This is a genomic window from Bacteroides ilei, assembly GCF_900128495.1.
Lineage (GTDB): Bacteria > Bacteroidota > Bacteroidia > Bacteroidales > Bacteroidaceae > Phocaeicola > Phocaeicola ilei.
This window is the reverse complement of the sequence record NZ_LT635801.1, coordinates 430,620-448,920: the sequence shown is the minus strand read 5'-3', so window position 1 is coordinate 448,920 and position 18,301 is coordinate 430,620. Positions and strand designations below refer to the sequence as shown.

The window sequence follows — 18,301 nt, the reverse complement described above, 5'->3', positions numbered from 1 at the left end:
TATTACTTGTTTTTCTTACGTCTGGCTATCATGCATCTGTTACACAATCCATAAATATATAATGAATAGTGCGAGGCATGAAATCCCCTCAGTTTAGTCTGTGCAATAGCCTGTTTCAAGGCCTCATCCTCAAATTCAACCACCTTTCCACACGATGTACAGATCATGTGATGATGAGTCTCATTGTTATAGGAACGCTCATACTGTGAAGAATTCCCGAACTGATGCTTGATGACAAGCCCCGCATCAATAAGCAGGATAATCGTATTGTAGAGCGTGGCACGGCTAACCCGGAACTTTTCCTTTTCGGCCATATAGGAATAAAGCATATCTATGTCGAAATGTCCCTTGATTGAATAGATTGTATCAAGTATGGCATATCTCTCGGGCGTCTTCCGATGCCCGTTCTTCTGCAGATAATCGGTAAGGACCTGCTTCACTTTATCTTTGATTGCTTCTTCCATCCAATAAACCGTTCAGGGGTCAAAGTTACTCTTTTTTATGTAATTCAAAAATGATATACGGAAATTTTTCTTTTATCATACACGCCTCAGTCAGAACCGGAACAGGTCAAAAATCAATGTCATTCTTTATCTCTTCTACCCACGCACGTACTTCCGGTTTTTCCGATTTTCCTAATATGCCTAACTGCTTGCTCATGGTACGTCTGTTGTCACGCGACTGGATTCCGAATTTTCTTAAGGCGACCGAAGCGGCACGCCGTACATTGGTCCCGTCATTTTCCAATGCCGTAAACGCCTGGTCCAGGAACTCGGCTTCAGCACGTTCATTCAGTTTCATCCCCTTCATCAGCAGACGGGCCATCAGCAGATACCCGCAAACCTGGAAATATTCCCTGTCATCGGCTATCCATCCGAAAACCACGTCCGATGCATACGGCAGATACTGGAACAGGTTCATTACTGTATACTCTGCCAGCTCCGGCAGATGCATCCCTTCAATCCAGATTTCAGCAATCTCAGGATAGAAAGTATCAACCGGCTGAAGAAGACCTGCCAGAATCTTACATTCACGGATATTATCCTTCCATAACTCCTGGGCCACATCATGATTCTTTTCATATTCTGCCGCAATTTCCTTGATCCGCGGATATTCGATTCCGAAGTTGATCTTGTAGTCCACACCTTTTTCACGCATGCTCTGCGATACAGGACCATTCATGTACAGACGGAATTTCGACTTGATATCTTTAATTATTTCGTGTGTCTCGTTATTCATATATTTATATAGGATTCTTTAAAGATTTGAATAATCACGGCTGTAACGGAGCATCTGCTCGGCATAACCTTCCTTATACGACAGGGTCACATCGGTTATTTCACCGCAGGCATTCTTCTCGGCCGTATAAACCGGATTCAGGAAACCTTTGTAAGGAGCCAGATTCAGACGGCGATAACGCTCCAGTACTTCTCTGTGTAGTTCCGGATCTACCTGTACGGCATATTTTTCCACCAGCTCACGGGCAGCTTCATAGTCACCCTCACTTTTGATACGTTGTATCTCGGCCAGCAGATTGCCGAACAGGCCACGCAACCCTACATAGTCGTTGACACGTACATATGTCTTGCCTTCACAGACCACCATTTCCACCACATTCCGGGCACGTCCGTGTTCCAAAGCCCAACGGGCTATCAGCTGACGGTTACGCATATGCGCCTCCTCAACAGTACATCCCGGTTCTATACGCACCAGTTGGGTCATCAGTCCGTTCATCATATATGAGTAATATTCCGCCTTATAGGCTTCACCGTCAGGGGTCAACCCCAGTTCCACCATCCTGTCATCCGGCAGATAATAGAGTCCGAACAGGTCGGCACGTGCTTCTTCTACGGTTGCTCCATATGCCTTCAGCGCATCCGGATCCACTCCGGGTAGCAGCTTGCCCGACCCGTGTCCCAGACATTCATGCAGGTCTGTATGAAGGTCATCCGTAATATCAGCATACTTTTCCAGCAGGGCACGTTCCACATCACTGTAAACAAACTCTTCACGGAACCCGTTTCCACGGGCCGCCTTGTTGTAAGCTTCGGTCAGGTTACCGATAGTTACCGATTTCGAGCCATGCACACTGCGTATCCAGTTGGAATTCGGCAGATTGATACCGATTGCAGTCGACGGATACAGGTCGCCCGCCAACATAGCGGCGGTAATGACCTTAGCCGAAACTCCTTTCACCTTCTCTTTCTTGAAACGAGGATCTACCGGAGAATGATCTTCAAACCACTGCGCATTCTCACTGATGATTTCGGTACGGTGTGTAGCTTCCGAATCCTTGAAGTTGACAATCGACTCCCAACTGGCTTTCATTCCCAACGGATCACCGTAACTTTCAATGAATCCGTTCACGAAATCTACATCCGACGCAGTATCCTTCAGCCAGGCTATGGAATAGGCATCAAATGTTTTCAGGTCACCGGTCCTGTAAAAATCAATCAACAGTGAAATCACATTCTGCTGCCTGTCGTTTTCGGCTACCGTCCGGGCCTTCTCCAGCCACCCTATAATCTTTTCAATGGCGGCCGAATACATGCCTCCCACTTTCCAGACCTCCTCCCGTATCTTTCCGTCTTTTTTTACCAGACGGCTGTTCATGCCGTACATGACCGGTTCCGGATCATCCGCACGTTTTTGGGCAGCATAGAACTCTTCGGCTTCCTGCTGAGTAACCCCTTCGTAATAATTGGCAGCCGAGGTCAGCACCAGATCATCTCCATCGGCCTGATTCACCCGTTTCGGCATCACATCCGGATCAAAGATTACCGGAAACAGCTTGCTGCACATGGCTTCCACACTTTCCCCTTCTTGCAAAGGAAGGAGTTGTGGCTCTATACTGTCCAGCACCCTCCGCAAATAACCGGCTGTAAAACCCGGTACAAATTTATCACAGGCGTAATGGTGATGGATCCCGTTCGAAAACCATACACGTTTCAGATAAATTTCGAGAGATTTGAATTCTTCCGCCGAACGGTCTCCCCGATAATTCACCCAGACCGATTCAAGCAGACGTCGGATCTGCAGGTTGTATTTTCCGTTTTGGTCAAACAGGATATCCCTGCCTTCCAAAGCGGCTTCCGACAAATAGTACACCAGCTTTTTCTGCCGTAAGGACAAATTTTCAAAACCCTTCACCCGATACCGGAGAATCTGCAGGTCGGCAAATTGCTCCACCGTATAATCAAATGTATCTTGCTCCATATTCTTTTCTTTGAAATGACCAACTAACAAAGCAACAGAAATAAAATGACGAAGAACAGACCGGCATCCGCATATGAAAACACACGTAACTGCTTGCCGTATTCTTCGTCACTTCCAGTAATGACTGGTGTAAAACCGGTCATGATCCAGAATCATTATTATATAGATCCGATAAATCTATTTTATTTTCCGTCCAATTTTCGTTTACGATAACCGTTCGGCGTTTCACCTACATTCTTATAAAATGCGGCATAAAACGACTGCCGGTTTGAAAAACCTACCATTGCACTGATTTCTTCCACATTCTTCTCGGAATAGCGTTTGTCTACCAACAGATGCAATGCGTCCTTGATACGATATTCATTCACCAGGCATGAATAATTCATTCCAAAACGGGAATTGATGACCGCCGACAAATAACGTGTATTTGTCTTCAGTTCCTTCGCCAAGTCTTTTGCTGAATAATTAGGATCCTTATACTTCTTTTGAAGGACTATGATATTCATAATCTTGTCATACAACTCATCGGCCAATTCTGCCCGGATCATTTCACGATATGCGGCATTCTTTATTTTCTTTTCCCGCAAATTGTATGGTTTCTTCTCAGAAACCCCGGTTTGTACTTCAGTTAAATTTTCTCCGTCTCTCATCTGTCTTATTTTTGATAAATATTTCTTTTTGCCTAGTTTTATAGATTATACAAAATTGGTAATAGTTTTTTTATTCTACAACAAAAAACAAAAGGTATTTTCTTAAATAATCTCAAAAATATTCAGTTTTTACTTATAAAAATGAATTTTCTGCTGTTTTCTATACCAGAAATTCACCTATCTTTGTCTGCTTTTTTAAGAATCAATGATGCTCAAGACACTCAAATCGTATTTCGGATACACCAGTTTCCGTCCGCTACAGGAGGAAATCATCAAAAGAATACTCAGTAAAAAAGATACACTTGTACTGATGCCCACAGGTGGAGGGAAATCCATCTGTTACCAGCTTCCAGCCCTGCTGATGGAGGGTACCGCCGTCGTAGTGTCACCACTCATTTCATTAATGAAAGATCAGGTAGAATCACTCCAGGAAAACGGTATCATAGCAAGAGCACTCAACAGCACAAACGATGAAACGACCAATGCCAACATATGTTTCGAATGTCGCCAAGGAAGAGTAAAATTGCTATACATTTCCCCTGAAAGGCTGATGGCCGAAACTAATTTTTTGCTGAAGGATATCAAGATTTCACTGTTCGCAATAGACGAAGCACACTGTATTTCCCAGTGGGGACATGATTTCCGACCGGAATACACACAACTGAAAATACTGCGGCAACAGTTTCCTGATGTACCGATTGTGGCGCTGACCGCTACAGCCGACAAAATCACCCGCGAAGATATCATGAAACAGCTGGATATGCGCGACCCGCAAGTGTTCATCTCTTCATTCGACCGCCCGAACCTCAGCCTGAATGTAAAGCGAGGACTCCAGCAGAAGGAAAAGATACGTGCTATCTTCGATTTTATCCGACGCCATCCCGGAGAAAGCGGAATCATATACTGCATGAGCCGGAACAAGACAGAAAAAGTGGCCGGAATACTCGAAGAACATGGAATCCGGACAGCTGTCTATCATGCCGGACTCAGTGTGGAAGCCCGTGAAATGGCACAGGACGATTTTATCAATGACCGGGTACAGGTGGTATGCGCCACCATTGCCTTCGGCATGGGAATAGACAAATCGAACGTACGCTGGGTTATCCACTACAATCTGCCGAAAAGTATCGAAAGCTTCTACCAGGAAATTGGACGCGCCGGACGTGACGGACTCCCCGGCGACACACTTCTCTTCTATTCTTTCGGAGACATCGTGCTTCTGTCCAAATTCGCGGCCGAAAGTAACCAGCAGGAAATAAACATGGAAAAGCTGAACCGGATGCAGCAGTACGCCGAAGCGGATATTTGCCGCCGCCGTATCCTGCTGAACTATTTCGGAGAAACAATGGACCACGACTGTGGCAACTGTGACGTATGCCGTAACCCTCCCAAACGTTTCGACGGATCGGTCATCGTCCAGAAAGCACTCAGCGGTATCGCCCGGACCGGAGAACAGATCGGAATGCATACCCTGATCGACTTGTTGAAAGGATCAGTCAGCCAGGAGATCATTGATAAAGGATATGACAAGCTGAAAACTTACGGTGTAGGACGCGACATCCCGGCACGCGACTGGCAGGATTACCTGCTCCAGATGCTTAACCTCGGATATATTGAAGTAGCATACAATGAAAAGAATCATCTCAAAATTACCGGAACAGGACGGAAAGTACTTTTCGGACAGGCCACAGCGCAACTGGTAGTGATCAGACGCGATGATTACACTGGGACAAAAGAAAGACAAAGCTATAAAAAAGTCAAAACTGCATCACCGGTTCTCACCCCGATGGTGTTTGCCGACGAAAACGACATTCTCTTTGAAGAATTACGCCAACTCCGGAAAAAACTGGCCGACCAGCAGGCCATACCAGCCTATATTGTCCTGTCAGACAAGGTCCTGCATCTGCTAGCGTCTTCCCGACCGGAGACAGTCGAAGCTTTTGGAGAAATCAGCGGTATCGGAGAATACAAGAAAGAACGATATGGAAAAGATTTTGTTGAAGTTATCCGCCGTTTCATGAAAAAATAAATACGGTTTATCTGCATTTCTTCAACTGCCCGGCCAGATTGATACGGGGAATTCCAAGCTCTATGGCCCTTTCATAAGCATTACGTGCCTTTTCCTTATTTTTCACCTGCAGATAAAGATCACCCATCATCACATGGAGGTCGGCATCATCCGTATCAATCCGGACAGCCTCCTCCAGATCGATCAGGGCCATCTCCGGTTGTCCCTGTTCCATTTCGATGTTGGCACGCATTTTCAACAGCAAGGCATCCCGAGGATTCTCATTCACCATCAGGTTCAACGTTTCCAGAGCCTGTTTGTATTTTCCTTCCTTCTGGTCGAGCATCACCAGTCCCAGACGGGCGGTACGGTTCTTGGCATCCTCTCCCAATACCATATTATAGTCAATGCGGGCTTCCTGGTACTGCCGACGCTGCATATATATGTAGGCACGTATCAGACGGGCCTCCACATTCTTCGGCAAAAGGTCTATCACATTACAATAATCCACATATGCCTTTTCTGTCAGGTTTCTCTCCATATAAAGTGAAGCACGGTTAAGCAGCATGGCTGTAGAATACGGAGTAATGTTCAATGCCATCGTATACGATTCAATGGCCTCATCCAATTTTCCCATACGCCTCTGTACGGTACCCAGATTAGAAAACAGCAATGCATTGCGGGCATTCCCCGGATCAAGCTTCAGGGCCTTCCTGAACAGTTGTTCAGCCTGCACCAGACTGTCTTTTTTCGTAAAGTCCATTGCCTTTTCAACCAGTTCGTTATACGACTGTGCCTTTCCACCAGCCACCGCCATCAACACCAGACAGAACAATATCAGTTTCTTCATGTTTTCTTTCATATCAAATACCATCCGACAAAGGTAATGGAATAATCGGTGCCTGTTCGTTTATATGAAAAAGTTTTTGTAAGTTTGAACAATCATTCATTTTTTTTAGAACTATAATAGTATGAAACTAGAAAAAGCAATATTTGCCTGCGGGTGTTTCTGGGGCGCCCAATATCAGTTCGAACGTGTTCCGGGTGTAATCCGTTCGGTAGTAGGCTATATCGGAGGATACAAGGAAAATCCCAGTTACCAGGAGGTAAAGGCACACACTACCGGGCATGCCGAAGCCACACTGGTTGAATTCGATGCCGAAAAGATTCCGTATTCCGAACTTTGCAAGGTGTTTTTTGAAATACATGATCCGGCACAGACAGACGGACAGGGCCCCGACATAGGTCCGCAATACCGCAGCGAGATATTCTATCTGGACGAGACCCAGAAAAAGACCGCGGAAGAAATCATCACACTGCTGAAGGAAAAAGGATACGAAGTACATACCCGGCTCACTCCGGCAAGTACTTTCTGGGAAGCGGAAGAATATCACCAACATTATTATGACAAGACCGGAGGCGAACCTTACTGCCACATCCGGGTAAAGAAATTCTAAAAAAATTATCCGCAAAGCTTCTGTCCGGAAAATAGCCGGACAGAAACCTGCGGACAATTCAGATAAGACTATAAATAAATGTAAAGACTATGCTTTTTTGATATAGTCAACGATCCATGCACCTACTTCCTTTGTACCATATCTGGCACCGCCTTCAACCTGAATCTCCGGAGTACGTACATTGGCATCCAACGAAGCATCTACTGCCTTACGGATCAGTGCACCTTCTTCCTTACAGTTGAAGTATTCGAACAACATGGCTACCGACAAGATCTGTGCAAGCGGATTGGCAATATTCAGACCTTTTGCCTGAGGCCATGAACCGTGGATCGGTTCGAATACCGGAGTACTTTCACCGGTTGAAGCCGACGGAAGCAAGCCCATGGAACCACTGATACATGAACCTTCATCAGTCAAGATATCACCGAAAGTATTCTCAGTCACCATCACGTCAAAGAAAGTCGGCTCCTGTATCATACGCATGGCAGCGTTGTCCACAAACATATAGTCGGTTTTCACTTCCGGATACAGGGGAGCCATCTCCTGGGCAATCTGACGCCACAGACGTGAAGAAGCAAGCACATTTGCCTTGTCGACTACAGTCAGATGCTTACGGCGTTTCATCGCATATTCGAATCCAACCTTCAGGATACGCTCGATCTCCGGACGGGTATACATGTTGGTATCATACGCCTTGTCGTTGTCCTGGTATTTCTCACCGAAATACATACCACCGGTCAACTCACGGATGCACAGGAAATCGGCACCTTCCACCAGTTCGGCACGCAACGGTGATTTGTGCAGCAGGCACTTGAATGTCTGTACCGGACGAATATTGGCAAACAGCCCCAGTTTCTTACGCATGGCCAGCAGACCTTGCTCCGGACGTACCTTCGCTGTCGGGTCATTGTCAAACTTAGGGTCACCCACAGCCGAGAACAGCACGGCATCCGCATTCTTGCAGACCTCAAAAGTCTTTTCAGGGAACGGGTCACCAACCTCATCAATTGCATGTGCGCCGCACAATGCATATTCATAACTTACCTTATGTCCGAATTTTTCACAGACAGCTGTCATTACATTCACACCCTGTACAGAGATTTCAGGGCCTATACCGTCTCCGGCTAATACTGCTATTTTAAAATCCATAGTTCTATTCTTTTTTTTAGTCTTCTATCATATTCAACATCTTGATCGTTGCCTTGATTGCCGCCTCTGTCTGGTCGGCATCCAGACCTCTTGTACGGAACACCCGGCCTTCATAGCTCCAGGTAATCAAAGTCTGTACAAAGGCATCGGTACGTCCTCCGGGAGGAATACTCACCGCATAGTTTGTCAGCATCGGAAACTTGCGTCCCAGTGTACCTTTATAAATTTTGCGCAAGGCGCGTACAAAAGCGTCATATTGTCCGTCGCCCGAAGAGCTTTCCTGATAAACCTTTCCATCTATTTCGATACTGAGTGACGCCATAGGTTTCAGTCCCCGGGCCAATGTCACGAAGTAACTCAGCAGTCTGACTCTATTCCCTGCCCCGTCATGTTTCAGTACATCCGAAATAATATAAGGCAGGTCATCCTGCGTTACAACTTCCTTCTTATCACCCAGCTCAATGATACGCTCGGTCACTTTCTTCATGGATTCCTCGTCCAGTTCCAGTCCCAGGCTCTCCAGGTTCTTGCGGATATTAGCCTTACCGGATGTTTTTCCCAAGGCATACTCACGCACACGTCCGAAACGTTCCGGAAGCAAGTCATTACAATACAGGTTATTCTTGTTGTCACCGTCGGCATGTACTCCGGCTACCTGGGTAAAGACACTGTCGCCTACAATCGGTTTGTTGGCAGGAATGGTGACACCCGAATAGGATTCCACCATACGGCTCACGTCGTTCAAACGGCTTTCGTCAATATTGGTGATCGCATGGAAATGATCCTTCAGAATTGCCTGCACACTGGCAAGAGGAGCGTTACCTGCACGTTCCCCCAAACCGTTGATGGTAGTATGCAGTCCTCTCACTCCGCTCAGGACGGCAGCCAGCACATTACTTACGGCCAGATCATAATCATTATGCGCATGGAAATCGAAATGTACGTCGGGGTAACGTTTCTTCATCTTGCGCATGAACTCGATTACCTGAAGCGGATTCAGGATACCCAACGTGTCGGGAAGCATGAAACGTTTGATGCCGTGCCCCAACAGTCCGTCCATCAGTCCGAATACATAATCAGGACTGTCCTTGATACCGTTACTCCAGTCTTCCAGGTACACATTGACATCCATTCCTTTACTCTCTGCATACTGCACTACACCGATAATGTCACTTATATGCTCCTGCAATGTCTTTTTCAGCTGATACTTGCAATGTTTCTCAGAGCCCTTGGTCAGCAGATTGATGACCCGGCATCCGGCATCGTAAATCCAGTCGACCGAAATGTGTCCGTCCACAAATCCCAAAACCTCCACACGCGACAGCATGTCACGGCGTTTGGCCCAGTCACAGATCATCTTTACCGCCTCGAATTCTCCTTCGGATACACGGGCCGAAGCCACTTCTATGCGGTCTACCTTCAGATCCTCCAGCAACAGACGGGCAATCATCAGCTTCTCATGAGGTACGAACGAAACTCCGCTGGTCTGTTCACCGTCACGGAGTGTCGTATCCATGATTTCTATTCTGGGATGATTTGTTATCATTTATCTTGATTCCTTTCCTAAACTTATTTGCGGGAAGCTTCAAAAGCTTCTATCTTGTCCTTGTTCTCTACCAGGAAGTCTATATCGTCCAGACCATTCATCAGACAATGCTTCTTATATGCGTTGATCTCGAATTTTTCCGATTTTCCCGTAGCCTTGTTGGTGATGGTCTGTTCAGGCAGGTTCACTTCCACTTCAGTCTTCGGGTCGGCATAAATCGAATCAAAAAGTTCCTTCAGGAAACCTTCGCTCACTACAACCGGCAATACGAAATTGTTCAGTTCATTGTTCTTGTGGATATCGGCAAAGAAGCTTGACACAACTACCCGGAAACCATAGCCTGCAATGGCCCATGCGGCATGTTCACGGCTTGAACCGCTACCGAAATTCTTTCCGGCCACCAGAATCTGTCCGCTGTAAGTTGGATCGTTCAACACGAAATCCTTGTTCAGGGATCCGTCCGGATTGTAACGCCAGTCACGGAACAGGTTATCGCCGAAAAACTTCTCTTCACGTGTAGTCGCTTTCAGGAAACGGGCCGGAATGATCTGGTCGGTATCTACGTTTTCCAGCGGAAGAGGAATACAAGTGCTTGTTATGATATTGAATTTCTGTTTCATAAGTCTTTCTGTTTTACATTAATGTTCTAGGATCGGTAATCACTCCGGTAACGGCAGCCGCAGCGGCGGTCAATGGACTGGCCAGCAGCGTACGTGAACCGGGACCCTGACGGCCTTCAAAATTACGGTTGCTGGTAGATACGGCATATTTACCTGCCGGAATCTTGTCATCGTTCATGGCCAGACAAGCGGAACATCCCGGCTGACGGATTTCGAAACCGGCTTCTTCCAATACCTTGTCAAGACCTTCCAGACGGATCTGCTCGTCGACCAACCACGATCCCGGAACCAGCCATGCAATGATGTTGTCGGCTTTCTTGCGTCCTTTCACGATAGAGGCAAACGCACGGAAATCTTCGATACGGCCGTTTGTACAGGCTCCCAGGAATACATAATCAACCTTCTTGCCCAGCAAGGACTCGCCCGGCTGGAATCCCATGTAATGCAATGACTTTTCGAACGAACCTTTTTCTACATCGCTCATGCCTTCGGTTGTAGGAATGTGTGAAGTGATGGCCATACCCATACCCGGATTCGTACCGTAAGTGATCATCGGCTGGATATCGGCCGCATCATAGTGTACTTCCTTGTCGAATACAGCGTCATCGTCACTCTTCAAAGTCTTCCAGTAAGCCAGAGCCTTGTCCCATTCTTCACCCTTCGGAGCGTATTCACGTCCCTTGATATACTCGAATGTCACTTCGTCCGGAGCAATCATACCGCCGCGTGCACCCATTTCAATAGAAAGGTTACACAAGGTAAGACGTCCTTCCATAGTCAGACTGCGCACCGCTTCACCTGCATATTCCACAAAATAGCCGGTAGCACCGCTGGTAGTCATCTTCGACATCATGTACAAAGCCACATCCTTGGCTGTAACACCTTTTCCCAGCTTACCGTCGATGGTGATACGCATGGTTTTCGGACGGGCCTGAAGGATACACTGTGAAGCCATAACCATCTCCACTTCCGAAGTTCCGATACCGAATGCAACCGCACCCATCGCACCGTGGGTGGAAGTATGCGAGTCACCGCACACGATTGTCATTCCCGGCAGGGTCAGACCTCTTTCCGGACCTACTACGTGAATAATACCGTTCTTCTTGTTCATCATGCCGAAATGGGTCAGTCCGAAATCGGCCGCATTCTTGGCCAGCGTATCCACCTGAGTCTTCGAAACCGGATCTGCGATAGGTTTGTCCTGGTCGTGGGTCGGTGTATTGTGGTCGGGCATACAGAAAATACGTTCCGGACGGAAACATTTCAAGCCACGTGCACGCATGCCGGCAAAGGCCTGCGGACTGGTCACTTCATGACAGTAAAGACGATCGATATATAATTGGGTTGGTCCATCTTCCACCTTCTGCACTACATGTGCATCCCAGATTTTGTCAAATAATGTATTAGCCATATATATTTTTTCTAGTTTGATTATTTTCTGAATTTATTGATACAGTCAATGTAGGCTTCTACCGATGCGGCAATGATATCGGTATTGGCACCGAATCCATAATACATCTGTCCGTCGTATTCCACCTGCATGTGTACCTTACCTACATCGTCACTGCCTTTGCTGATAGCCTGGATCGTGAATTCCTTCAATGTCATCTGGCGGCGGATAATCTGCTTGACAGCCTTGATGGCGGCATCTACCGGACCGTTACCGGTTGCGGCGGCCTCAAATGATTCACCCGAGATGTTCAGGCCCAGACTGGCCACTGAACGGACACCCACGCCACTGGTTACCTGAAGGTATTCCAGCTTGATATGGTGGTTCACGTTTCTGTCGGCCCCGGCCAAAACCAGGATATCGTCATCGGTCACATCCTTTTTCTTGTCAGCCAGTTTCAGGAAGTCTTCGTATACCTTATCCAGCTTTTCCTGAGTCATTTCAACACCCAGCACATGCAGGCGGTGCTTCAATGCGGCACGTCCGCTACGTGCGGTCAGTACAATGGCATTGTCATCGATACCCACATCTTTCGGGTCCATAATCTCGTATGTCTGTGCATTCTTCAGCACACCGTCCTGATGGATACCCGAAGAATGGGCGAACGCGTTACGCCCCACAATGGCCTTGTTAGGCTGTACCGGCATGTTCATCAGGCTCGAAACCATACGGCTGGTAGGATATATCTTCTGTGTATTGATATTGGTATCGATATTCAGATGACGGTGACAGCGCAAAATCATAGCCACCTCTTCCAATGAAGTGTTTCCGGCACGCTCACCGATACCGTTCACGGTAACCTCCACCTGACGGGCACCGTTCAATACACCGCTGATGGTGTTGGCCGTAGCCATACCCAAATCATTATGACAGTGTGTGGAAATGATGGCCTTGTCTATACCGTCTACATGTTCCATCAGGTATTTGATCTTCTCTCCATACTCGTCGGGCAGACAATAGCCCGTCGTATCGGGAATATTCACCACCGTGGCTCCGGCCTTGATTACGGCTTCTACCACACGGGCCAGGTATTCGTTTTCCGTACGGCCGGCATCTTCGGCATAGAATTCCACGTCGTCTACATAACGGCGTGCATACTTTACCGCCTTCACCGCACGTTCTATGATTTCTTCACGGGTGGAGTTGAATTTATACTTGATATGAGGGTCGGAAGTTCCTATACCGGTATGGATACGTTTATGCTTGGCGAATTTCAGGGCTTCAGCAGCTACATCAATGTCCTTCTCTACCGCACGGGTCAAGGCACAGATAGTAGGCCAGGTCACAGCCTTCGAAATTTCAATCACCGAATTGAAATCACCCGGACTTGAAATAGGGAATCCTGCCTCTATCACATCGACTCCCAATGCTTCCAGCTGTTTGGCCACCTGAATCTTCTCCACAGTGTTAAGCTGGCAACCGGGAACCTGTTCCCCATCGCGTAATGTCGTATCAAAAATAAATAATCTTTCACTCATAAGTCTTTATCTTTTTTAGTCATTATCATTATCAAGCAAAAAGCCTTTCACACAGGGAAGTGAGAAAGGCTTTATAATATCTTGTACATACAATCATGCGTGCGACTCACTTCCCACTGGCTTCACCAACAGAATAATCAGACCGCATAGCAAAATATGTATAAACAATGTACTCATAATCAAAAAATCTGTTCCGACTTTTATCAGTCGCTGCAAAGGTAGGGATTATTTTGATACCTCAAAACGAAAATGAAAGTTTTTTCATCATTTTAGAAACAAATTCGTACTAATTCAATCCTTTTAAACGCAATTCATAGAGACAAGCCTCTACTTCGGCACTGCTTCCCATATGTTTACCCAGGTCATCTGATAATTTGACACATTCACGCCACTCCTGGTTCTGATTCATCTTGCAGCGCGACAGTTTCATTACAATGTTACATGGCGGGAAACCTGTGTCGTTTGTCAGGTTGGTTCCGATACCGAACGAACAGCGTATCTTTCCCTTGCAATAGTCGAACAGCTGAAGAGCCTTTCCAAAATCCAGTGCATTGCTGAAAATGATGGTTTTCGTAGTAGGGTCGATGCCCAGTTCCTTGTAACGCTCCACCAGCCGGTCTATGAATTCAAACTCGTTTCCCGAATCACAGCGTACCCCGTCGAAAAGCTTCGCCTGCTTGCGGCTGAAATTGCTCAGGAATGAATCGGACGTATACGTATCACTCAAAGCCGTACCCAGGTCGCCGTCATACACGTTAACCCAGTTTTCCAACGCCATATAGTTGGCATGCTTGTAGCCGAACTGGGCTCCGTGGAACATGAACCACTCATGCGGATGAGTGCCCATCGGACGCATATCATACTTCATGGCCAGATAGCAGTTCGACGTACCGGTACAGAACTTGGCATAATGTTTCAGATAAGACACTACAATATCATGCACCTCGAAAGAAAAGCGGCGGCGCGTACCGAATTCCGAAAACGGCATGCCATGGACGTTCGACAGGTGCACCTTCCCCACCAGTCTGTCCAGGATGACATCCCTGTCGGGAACACGGTTCAGGAAACGGTTCTTGATTTCGGAAATGATAGCCAGCAACGGAACCTCATACAGCGTCACCTTATATAGGTAATCGGTCACTTCCATATGCAGATGGCGGTTCTCATCCAGATACACCTCAATCTTTTCCGGGTCAAAACGGAAAGAAGCCAGCCACTCCCAGTATACACGGGGAATAAAGCGGCAGTGCGTAAACATATATTCCAGTTCGTCCGGTTTCAAAGCCACAACTGCCAGATTCTTTATTTCATCTTTCAATGCGGCTAAAAACTCTTCCGAATAAACCGTCTCATCACGGTCTTTAAAACTGAACGTACCAAAAGCATAAGGAAAAAGCTTGATATAAGCATAAGACGTCGTAAACTTATACAAATCGGTATCTAGAATTGAATTGATTACCATATATCATTATTTTTAAGGTTCGGCTAAACAGAAAAGCCCCGAAGTCGGACTGACCTCGGGGCCTTGATAAGACGGCGACTACCTACTCTCCCACTTTTACGCAGTACCATCGGCGTGACGAAGCTTAACTTCTCTGTTCGGAATGGGAAGAGGTGGAACCTTCGTGCCATAGTCACCTGAATTTCGTTATATGATGTCATGACTCACAAGCAAACCGCAATCTCCAGCCTTACTGGCCGAACGTATATGGCATCCGTCCCTCTTGGGGGGGGACAAGGAAAGAATACGGGCAATTAGTAATGCTCGGCTTTGGTGTCTCCACCTTTACACCTGCATCCTATCGACGTCATCGTCTTTGACGACCCTGAGAAATCTAATCTTGTGGCCGGCTTCGCACTTAGATGCTTTCAGCGCTTATCCGATCCCGACTTGGATACCCGGCGATGCACCTGGCGGCACAACCGGTAAACCAGAGGTCGGTCCAACACGGTCCTCTCGTACTAGTGTCAGAGCCACGCAAATTTCATACGCCCACGATAGATAGAGACCGAACTGTCTCACGACGTTCTGAACCCAGCTCGCGTGCCACTTTAATGGGCGAACAGCCCAACCCTTGGGACCTTCTCCAGCCCCAGGATGTGACGAGCCGACATCGAGGTGCCAAACCACTCCGTCGATATGAGCTCTTGGGAGGGATCAGCCTGTTATCCCCGGAGTACCTTTTATCCTTTGAGCGATGTCCCTTCCATTCGGAAACACCGGATCACTATGCTCTAGTTTCCTACCTGCTCGACCTGTCTGTCTCCCAGTCAAGCGCCCTTATGCCATTACACTCTGCGGACGGTTACCGATCGTCCTGAGGGCACCTTTAGAAGCCTCCGTTACGCTTTTGGAGGCGACCACCCCAGTCAAACTACCCACCAAGCAATGTCCTCCACCCGGGAGTTAGAACTCAAACAAACGAAGGGTCGTATTTCAACAGCGGCTCCACGGACACTGGCGTGCCCGTCTCAAAGCCTCCGACCTATCCTACACATCGCGTGCCCAAATCCAATGCTAAGCTATAGTAAAGGTTCACGGGGTCTTTTCGTCCCATCGCGGGTAATCGGCATCTTCACCGATACTACAATTTCACTGAGCTCACGGTTGAGACAGCGTCCGGATCATTACACCATTCGTGCAGGTCGGAACTTACCCGACAAGGAATTTCGCTACCTTAGGACCGTTATAGTTACGGCCGCCGTTTACTGGGGCTTCAATTCAACGCTTCTCTTGCGATGACGTCTCCTCTTAACCTTCCAGCACCGGGCAGGTGTCAGGCTGTATACTTCTACTTTCATATTCGCACAGCCCTGTGTTTTTGTTAAACAGTTGCCTGGACCTATTCTCTGCGCCCTCTCTTGCGAGGAGGGACCCTTTATCCCGAAGTTACAGGGTCAGTTTGCCTAGTTCCTTAACCGTGATTCACTCAAGCGCCTTAGTATATTCAACCCGACTACGTGTGTCCGTTTGCGGTACGGGTACCTTACAGGTTATGTTTAGCGGATTTTCTCGGCAGTCTGCTTACCTGCGCTGTCACCGCATCCCGGAGGAATTGGTGTACTCTCAAGATCGGCTCTCCCCACGGATTTGCCTGCGGGAATCTACGCCTACACTCTTCAACGGGCTATTCCGTCAGCCCGCGGCAGTGCCACTTCTGCGTCTCCACGTCACCCTGTAAGGTAGTAACGGAATCTTGACCGTTTCTGCCATCGGCCTCGCCGTTCGGCTGAGCCTTAGGTCCCGACTTACCCTGATCCGATTAGCGTTGATCAGGAAACCTTAGTCTTTCGGCGAGGGGGTTTCCCGCCCCCTTTATCGTTACTTATACCTACATTTGCTTTTCCATACGCTCCAGAACACCTCACGGTGCGCCTTCAACGCCGAATGGAATGCTCCCCTACCGATACTTGCATATCCCACGGCTTCGGCAGACAACTTCATACCCGATTATTATCCACGCCCGATTCCTCGACTAGTGAGCTGTTACGCACTCTTTAAATGAATGGCTGCTTCCAAGCCAACATCCTAGCTGTCTTAGCAATCAGACTTCGTTAGTTTAACTTAGCTGTCATTTCGGGGCCTTAGCCGGTGGTCAGGATTGTTCTCCTCTCGGGCACGGACCTTAGCACCCATGCCCTCACTCCCATGATCGAACTGATGCGCATTCGGAGTTTGTCAAGACTTGATAGGCGGTGAAGCCCTCGCATCTTATCAGTCGCTCTACCTCGCAGCAGTAATTCATGAGGCTGCACCTAAATGCATTTCGGGGAGTACGAGCTATCTCCAAGTTTGATTGGCCTTTCACTCCTACCCTCAGCTCATCCAGAAGCTTTTCAACGCTTATTGGTGCGGACCTCCATCTGGTGTTACCCAGACTTCATCCTGGCCAAGGGTAGATCACTTGGTTTCGCGTCTACCGCATCTGACTCGACGCCCTATTCAGACTCGCTTTCGCTTCGGCTCCGGGACTCATGCCCCTTAACCTTGCCAGACACGGTAACTCGTAGGTTCATTATGCAAAAGGCACGCCGTCACTTCATAAAGAAGCTCCGACCGCTTGTAGGCGCACGGTTTCAGGTACTCTTTCACTCTTCTGTTCGAAGTGCTTTTCACCTTTCCCTCACGGTACTGGTTCGCTATCGGTCTCTCGGGAGTATTTAGCCTTGCCGGATGGTCCCGGCGGATTCACGCAGGATTCCTCGTGTCCCGCGCTACTCAGGATACCGCTATGCTTCGTCTCGCTTCATGTACCGGACTCTCACCGTCTACGGTCTGATTTTCCAAACAGTTCCATTCACGAGATTGCTTGCAACGTCGCGGTCCTACAACCCCCCGGATGCCGTAACATCCGGGGTTTGGGCTCTTCCCCGTTCGCTCGCCACTACTGGGGGAATCATTCTTATTTTCTTTTCCTGCAGGTACTAAGATGTTTCAGTTCCCTGCGTTAGCCTCCATCACAAGATGGATGATACCTCTTCAAGGTATCGGGTTGTCCCATTCGGAGATCCGCGGATCAAGGGTTATTTGCACCTCCCCGCAGCTTTTCGCAGCTTATCACGTCCTTCTTCGCCTCCGAGAGCCAAGGCATCCGCCATGCGCCCTTCTCTACTTTCCTTATCACGTTCACACTTCCGCTTTTGCGCGGAGTGGGATGACATATACTTTCAGCTCTGTACTGAAAATTACTTTTTGCTTGTTACATCATGTCATAGACCTATTCTTG

The 18,301-nt window shown here is 47.8% G+C and carries 13 protein-coding genes and 2 rRNA genes; 2 read left to right on the top strand and 13 right to left on the bottom strand.

Annotation, left to right across the window (positions count from 1 at the left end; genetic code table 11):
- Positions 1-2: 2 nt before the first annotated feature.
- The 4 genes from BQ7489_RS01900 to BQ7489_RS01885 all read right to left on the bottom strand — a co-directional run bounded on the left by BQ7489_RS01900 (position 3) and on the right by BQ7489_RS01885 (position 3,866).
- Entirely contained in the window at positions 3-464 is a 462-nt protein-coding gene (locus BQ7489_RS01900) for a Fur family transcriptional regulator (protein ID WP_072529817.1), read from the bottom strand.
- A gap of 106 nt (positions 465-570) precedes the next feature.
- On the bottom strand, positions 571-1,239 hold the full coding sequence (locus tag BQ7489_RS01895; RefSeq protein WP_072529816.1) for a DNA alkylation repair protein: 669 nt from the start codon (positions 1,237-1,239) through the stop codon (positions 571-573).
- Positions 1,240-1,257: 18 nt separating this feature from the next.
- On the bottom strand, positions 1,258-3,216 hold the full coding sequence (locus BQ7489_RS01890) for a dipeptidyl-peptidase 3 family protein (RefSeq protein WP_072529815.1): 1,959 nt from the start codon (positions 3,214-3,216) through the stop codon (positions 1,258-1,260).
- Positions 3,217-3,398: 182 nt separating this feature from the next.
- Complete coding sequence (locus BQ7489_RS01885; RefSeq protein ID WP_072529814.1) at positions 3,399-3,866, bottom strand: helix-turn-helix domain-containing protein; 468 nt, start codon at positions 3,864-3,866, stop codon at positions 3,399-3,401.
- Positions 3,867-4,074: 208 nt separating this feature from the next.
- Between BQ7489_RS01885 and recQ the strand changes: the two genes are divergently transcribed.
- Positions 4,075-5,895, top strand: a complete 1,821-nt coding sequence (gene recQ / locus BQ7489_RS01880; RefSeq protein ID WP_072531982.1) for a DNA helicase RecQ — start codon at positions 4,075-4,077, stop codon at positions 5,893-5,895.
- 7 nt (positions 5,896-5,902) lie between these two features.
- Here the strand turns inward: recQ and BQ7489_RS01875 are convergent, their stop codons facing one another.
- Complete coding sequence (locus tag BQ7489_RS01875; protein ID WP_072531981.1) at positions 5,903-6,724, bottom strand: tetratricopeptide repeat protein; 822 nt, start codon at positions 6,722-6,724, stop codon at positions 5,903-5,905.
- A 121-nt stretch (positions 6,725-6,845) separates the two neighbouring features.
- Between BQ7489_RS01875 and msrA the strand changes: the two genes are divergently transcribed.
- Complete coding sequence (gene msrA, locus BQ7489_RS01870; RefSeq protein WP_072529813.1) at positions 6,846-7,331, top strand: peptide-methionine (S)-S-oxide reductase MsrA; 486 nt, start codon at positions 6,846-6,848, stop codon at positions 7,329-7,331.
- 87 nt (positions 7,332-7,418) lie between these two features.
- Here msrA and leuB read toward each other — a convergent pair whose 3' ends face one another.
- From leuB to BQ7489_RS01830, 8 genes are all read right to left on the bottom strand, one after another.
- Complete coding sequence (leuB, locus tag BQ7489_RS01865; RefSeq protein WP_072529812.1) at positions 7,419-8,480, bottom strand: 3-isopropylmalate dehydrogenase; 1,062 nt, start codon at positions 8,478-8,480, stop codon at positions 7,419-7,421.
- Between the two features lie 16 nt (positions 8,481-8,496).
- The gene (locus BQ7489_RS01860) at positions 8,497-10,026 is read right to left on the bottom strand and encodes an alpha-isopropylmalate synthase regulatory domain-containing protein (protein ID WP_072529811.1); all 1,530 of its coding nucleotides are present in this window, start codon (positions 10,024-10,026) and stop codon (positions 8,497-8,499) included.
- A 23-nt stretch (positions 10,027-10,049) separates the two neighbouring features.
- Positions 10,050-10,646, bottom strand: coding sequence for a 3-isopropylmalate dehydratase small subunit (gene leuD / locus BQ7489_RS01855; RefSeq protein WP_072529810.1), 597 nt, complete (start codon positions 10,644-10,646; stop codon positions 10,050-10,052).
- Between the two features lie 13 nt (positions 10,647-10,659).
- Positions 10,660-12,057, bottom strand: a complete 1,398-nt coding sequence (gene leuC / locus BQ7489_RS01850; RefSeq protein WP_072529809.1) for a 3-isopropylmalate dehydratase large subunit — start codon at positions 12,055-12,057, stop codon at positions 10,660-10,662.
- A 20-nt stretch (positions 12,058-12,077) separates the two neighbouring features.
- Complete coding sequence (locus BQ7489_RS01845) at positions 12,078-13,574, bottom strand: 2-isopropylmalate synthase (RefSeq protein ID WP_072529808.1); 1,497 nt, start codon at positions 13,572-13,574, stop codon at positions 12,078-12,080.
- Between the two features lie 286 nt (positions 13,575-13,860).
- A complete protein-coding gene (pncB, locus tag BQ7489_RS01840; protein WP_072529807.1) occupies positions 13,861-15,036 on the bottom strand; it encodes a nicotinate phosphoribosyltransferase in 1,176 nt (391 codons plus the stop codon).
- Positions 15,037-15,105: 69 nt separating this feature from the next.
- A 5S ribosomal RNA gene (gene rrf / locus BQ7489_RS01835) occupies positions 15,106-15,216 on the bottom strand.
- A 93-nt stretch (positions 15,217-15,309) separates the two neighbouring features.
- Positions 15,310-18,193, bottom strand: a 23S ribosomal RNA gene (locus BQ7489_RS01830).
- Positions 18,194-18,301: the final 108 nt, after the last annotated feature.

What these genes read in the sequence shown, in the direction of transcription:
- BQ7489_RS01900 (WP_072529817.1), bottom strand. Translation starts at nt 464, where the DNA reads ATGGAAGAAGCAATCAAAGATAAAGTGAAGCAGGTCCTTACCGATTAT.
- BQ7489_RS01895 (WP_072529816.1), bottom strand. Translation starts at nt 1,239, where the DNA reads ATGAATAACGAGACACACGAAATAATTAAAGATATCAAGTCGAAATTC.
- BQ7489_RS01890 (WP_072529815.1), bottom strand. Translation starts at nt 3,216, where the DNA reads ATGGAGCAAGATACATTTGATTATACGGTGGAGCAATTTGCCGACCTG.
- BQ7489_RS01885 (WP_072529814.1), bottom strand. Translation starts at nt 3,866, where the DNA reads ATGAGAGACGGAGAAAATTTAACTGAAGTACAAACCGGGGTTTCTGAG.
- recQ (WP_072531982.1), top strand. Translation starts at nt 4,075, where the DNA reads ATGCTCAAGACACTCAAATCGTATTTCGGATACACCAGTTTCCGTCCG.
- BQ7489_RS01875 (WP_072531981.1), bottom strand. Translation starts at nt 6,724, where the DNA reads ATGAAGAAACTGATATTGTTCTGTCTGGTGTTGATGGCGGTGGCTGGT.
- msrA (WP_072529813.1), top strand. Translation starts at nt 6,846, where the DNA reads ATGAAACTAGAAAAAGCAATATTTGCCTGCGGGTGTTTCTGGGGCGCC.
- leuB (WP_072529812.1), bottom strand. Translation starts at nt 8,480, where the DNA reads ATGGATTTTAAAATAGCAGTATTAGCCGGAGACGGTATAGGCCCTGAA.
- BQ7489_RS01860 (WP_072529811.1), bottom strand. Translation starts at nt 10,026, where the DNA reads ATGATAACAAATCATCCCAGAATAGAAATCATGGATACGACACTCCGT.
- leuD (WP_072529810.1), bottom strand. Translation starts at nt 10,646, where the DNA reads ATGAAACAGAAATTCAATATCATAACAAGCACTTGTATTCCTCTTCCG.
- leuC (WP_072529809.1), bottom strand. Translation starts at nt 12,057, where the DNA reads ATGGCTAATACATTATTTGACAAAATCTGGGATGCACATGTAGTGCAG.
- BQ7489_RS01845 (WP_072529808.1), bottom strand. Translation starts at nt 13,574, where the DNA reads ATGAGTGAAAGATTATTTATTTTTGATACGACATTACGCGATGGGGAA.
- pncB (WP_072529807.1), bottom strand. Translation starts at nt 15,036, where the DNA reads ATGGTAATCAATTCAATTCTAGATACCGATTTGTATAAGTTTACGACG.